1 pseudogene is annotated in these 255 nt (G+C 59.2%); it reads left to right on the forward strand.

Annotated elements, in window-relative coordinates:
* A pseudogene (locus VSR34_RS39150) lies at positions 1-255 on the forward strand (IS6 family transposase); the annotation flags it as partial.

Raw genomic sequence — 255 nt, forward strand, 5'->3', positions numbered from 1 at the left:
AGCCTGCGAAATCTCGAGGAGATGATGGCAGAGCGAGGCATCGAGGTCGACCATTCGAGCGTGCACCGCTGGGTTATCAAGCTCGTACCGCTGTTTGAGAAGGCGTTTCGCCGCCACAAGCGCCCGGCGGGCAAGAGCTGGAGGATGGACGAGACGTACGTCAAGGTCAAAGGCCAATGGAAGTATTTGTACCGCGCTGTCGACAAGCAGGGCAACACAGTCGATTCCTGCTGCGTGCCCATCGAGACAAGGCCG

Origin of the sequence: Paraburkholderia sp. JHI2823 (genome assembly GCF_038900695.1) — a bacterium.
Classification (GTDB): domain Bacteria; phylum Pseudomonadota; class Gammaproteobacteria; order Burkholderiales; family Burkholderiaceae; genus Paraburkholderia; species Paraburkholderia mimosarum.